Annotated in this window: 5 protein-coding genes and 1 pseudogene; 3 read left to right on the forward strand and 3 right to left on the reverse strand. The window is 54.8% G+C overall.

Going from position 1 to position 3,170, the window contains the following annotated elements; genetic code table 11:
- From RTY00_RS22460 to RTY00_RS22470, 3 genes are all read left to right on the forward strand, one after another.
- On the forward strand, positions 1 to 944 hold a 944-nt coding region (locus tag RTY00_RS22460), incomplete at its 5' end, for an MFS transporter (protein ID WP_312666348.1).
- Between the two features lie 96 nt (positions 945 to 1,040).
- Complete coding sequence (locus RTY00_RS22465) at positions 1,041 to 1,544, forward strand: DUF1543 domain-containing protein (RefSeq protein WP_312666350.1); 504 nt, start codon at positions 1,041 to 1,043, stop codon at positions 1,542 to 1,544.
- Positions 1,545 to 1,584: 40 nt separating this feature from the next.
- Entirely contained in the window at positions 1,585 to 2,007 is a 423-nt protein-coding gene (locus RTY00_RS22470) for an NUDIX hydrolase (RefSeq protein WP_312666352.1), read from the forward strand.
- Here RTY00_RS22470 and RTY00_RS22475 read toward each other — a convergent pair.
- The 3 genes and pseudogenes from RTY00_RS22475 to RTY00_RS22485 all read right to left on the reverse strand — a co-directional run.
- Complete coding sequence (locus RTY00_RS22475) at positions 1,994 to 2,365, reverse strand: RidA family protein (protein WP_312666354.1); 372 nt, start codon at positions 2,363 to 2,365, stop codon at positions 1,994 to 1,996. The genes RTY00_RS22470 and RTY00_RS22475 overlap by 14 nt on opposite strands.
- Positions 2,366 to 2,375: 10 nt before the next feature.
- Positions 2,376 to 2,840 (reverse strand): GNAT family N-acetyltransferase, encoded by a 465-nt coding sequence (locus RTY00_RS22480; RefSeq protein WP_312666356.1) that lies wholly within the window; start codon positions 2,838 to 2,840, stop codon positions 2,376 to 2,378.
- A 43-nt stretch (positions 2,841 to 2,883) separates the two neighbouring features.
- Positions 2,884 to 3,170 (reverse strand): annotated as a pseudogene (locus RTY00_RS22485) (hypothetical protein); the annotation flags it as partial.

Below are 3,170 nucleotides of genomic sequence, written 5' to 3' on the forward strand. Positions count from 1 at the left end.
TGCGTCGACTTGGCGAAGTGCGCGGTATAGCTGTTGGATTGGTGTTGCTGGCGCTGGCGAGCATCGCGCGTGGATTCGACCAATCCGCCACCATGTTAATTATTAGTGCATTGGTGGCGGGCAGTGGAATAGGTTTAATTCAGGCCTTGATGCCAGCGCAGATCAAACGTCACTTCGGTACGAAAGCGGGCACGCTAATGGCGTTGTTCACCACCGGGATTATGGCGGGCGCAGCAATTGCCGCCGCCAGCGCCGCTCCGTTGGCCAATGCGCACGGTTTAGCGTTAACGCTGGCGATTCCGGTCGTGCCGGCAATCATCGCGCTGTTATTGTGGCTGACGGTTTCACGTGGTATCGCGCCGATACACAGCAATCAACCTCCACGCGCCAATCGCTCGACACGTGCCTGGCTGTTAATGATCTTCTTCGGTATTGGCACCGGCGCGTACACTTTAGTGCTGGCGTGGCTGCCGCCGTTTTACATGCAGCACGGCTGGCAACCGGAGCAGAGCGGCTACGTGCTGGGCGCGCTGACGCTAACGGAAGTGGCTGCGGGATTTGTGCTGTCGGCGCTAATCCATCGCTTCCGCGATCGTCGCCGTCCGTTGCTGGTGGTATTAACCCTGATTCTGCTGGGTTTGATCAGTTTGCTAACGCTGGGTGGCGCGCAGGCATGGCTGCCTACTTTGCTATTGGGATTGGGCATCGGCGCGCTGTTTCCCCTTTCGCTGATCGTCACGCTCGATCACGCAACTACGCCGGAAGAAGCGGGCGCATTGCTCTCCTTCGTACAGGGCGGCGGCTACTTGCTGGCGGCGTTAATGCCGCTGATCGCTGGCATCGTGCGTGACCGCGCCGCTTCGCTGGATAGCGCGTGGGTAATGATGAGCGTGGGCATTGTGCTGCTGATGGTGATGGCGCTGCGGTTTAAACCCCAGAGATAAAAGGCATTGTTGCGGCATGAAAAGGTTGTCTCGTTATGTATGTTGTTTTATAACGCTCCGCACACTCTTCTTTGTTCAACAAAAGGAAATGACTACGTGAACCTGTTCATCTTTTACGTTGGCGGTAATGCCGGAAAATCCAACATCGAAGTGCACGACATCCAGTTCGTTGCCGCTGAAAGACCTGAAGATGCCTGGCCTGAATTGCGTGAGGCCTGGTTTGGCGATGCCGACAAAATCCACGTCGATGGCTATGCACGCGTGATCTGGGCCGATGGTTATCGCATTTCGCTGTCGGCAGAACCGGCAACAGGCAGTAAAAAGCTTTTCTTTGTCAATGCCGGTGCTTACCATCCTTCGACGCTGGCGGAACTGCATGCGTTCGATCTGTTTGTGGCGGAGAACGTCAAAGAGGCCAAAGCCAAAGGCTTAGCGAACTTGCTGCCCGGCGCAGATCACCAACACAAAGACAATCTCAAAGATGTGGATGATTGTTTGCTGCTGGAGAAGGTGGGCGATCTCTACATCCATCTTACGCCAGACGCCAATGGCGAACCGTTCCGCCCAGAATGGCAAGGTTATCAACCCATTGGATCGTAGGGTCGTCATTTATGACGACCTGGCAAAACAAGGAGCAACAATGTCACCACAAGTGGGAATCGGCGTTTTAATTTTCCGCGACGGGAAGCTGTTATTAGGACAACGCAAAGGCAGCCACGGCGCGGGCGACTGGTCTGCGCCGGGCGGGCATCTGGAGTTTGGCGAATCGCCGGAAGCCTGTGCGCGTCGTGAAGTGCTGGAAGAAACCGGCTTACAGCTTGGGGAACTGCAAAACGGCGCGTTCGTTAGCGATGTGTTTCCCGAGGTCAACAAGCACTACATCACGTTGCTGATGGTGGCACAGGATGCTATCGGCGAACCGCAATTGATGGAGCCTGAAAAATGCCACGGCTGGCAATGGTTTGCACCGGAAGATCTACCGCAACCGCTGTTTGCGCCGCTGCGCACCTGGATCGCACGCGATGGATTGGCGGCGCTAAAAGCATTGGCTACAGCGCGATAATCGCCTCGATCTCAATTTTCAAATCCGGCGAGAAAAGTTGACTGATTTGTACCAGCGAACTGGCGGGCAAATGGTCGCCATAATGCTTAAACAGCACGGCGCGTAAGGCATTGATCTCATCAAATGAGGTGATGAAAATCGTCACCTTAATCAACTTTTCCAGCGAACTCTTTTCCTCAGCCGCGATGGTATGCAACTGCTGGAAAATGGCTTCTGCTTGCGTAGCGATATCGGCTTGCTGCGCTGGCGTACCAAAGGCGGTAAGACCAGAAACATACAAGGTTTCATTATGTTTTACCGCATGCACGTAAGGCGCTTTGACTTCACCCAATTGCGGATAGTTTTTACGCATCAGCATCTGTTTCTCCTTAAACGATTTTAAGAACCATCACCGTAACTTCTTCATCAGCCATCACGCGCTGCTCCACATCCTGCCAGCCGAAGCGGCGATAGAGCGCTTGTTGATCCGGCGTATACAGCCACAACGCGGCAATCCCACGCAGACGCGCTTCAGTAATCAAGCGTGTCACCAAAGCACTCGCCAGCCCTTTACCGCGATGTTCAGCTGCAGTAATCACTTCGCCGAGCCAAAATTCGCGCTCAGCAATATCGTCCAGTTCGTAATGAATAATGCTGGCGGTCGCCATCAATTCGCCATCGGATGTGGTAGCAACCAGCGTCAGTGTTTTGGCCTCCGCGTGATTGCGCGCCTGCAAGCGTTGCTGAATCACCGCCGCATCGCGCCAGTTGGGGAAATCCGACCATTCGCGATGCAGCATTTGCGTCACCGCATCCAATAACTGAGGTTGTTGCGCCAGCAGGTTGATGTGCATTTCGAATCCTAAAGGTGGGCGGGCGAGAGTGACAACATAGCGGTTAGCTACTGATATTGCCAAGCAAACGGCGTTCGACAGTCGCGCCAGGCATCATCTGCAGAATACCGTGCTCCAGCATATCGCCCGCTTGTTGCAGTGCATCGAGCGGCATCGCCGGCAAACGTTCCAGCACAAACCACATCTGCGCTTGCTCAATGCTGAGACGCGTGCGCACGCCTTGTCGCCAGTTCCAGCGCCGACAGGTTACGCCTGCATCATCCCGCCACACCACTTCGCCAGGTTCCGGAGATTCATGGCTTAACACGCCTTCTTTATAGACATCGAAGG

Source organism: Pantoea sp. CTOTU49201, assembly GCF_032054795.1.
Lineage (GTDB): Bacteria > Pseudomonadota > Gammaproteobacteria > Enterobacterales > Enterobacteriaceae > Pantoea > Pantoea symbiotica.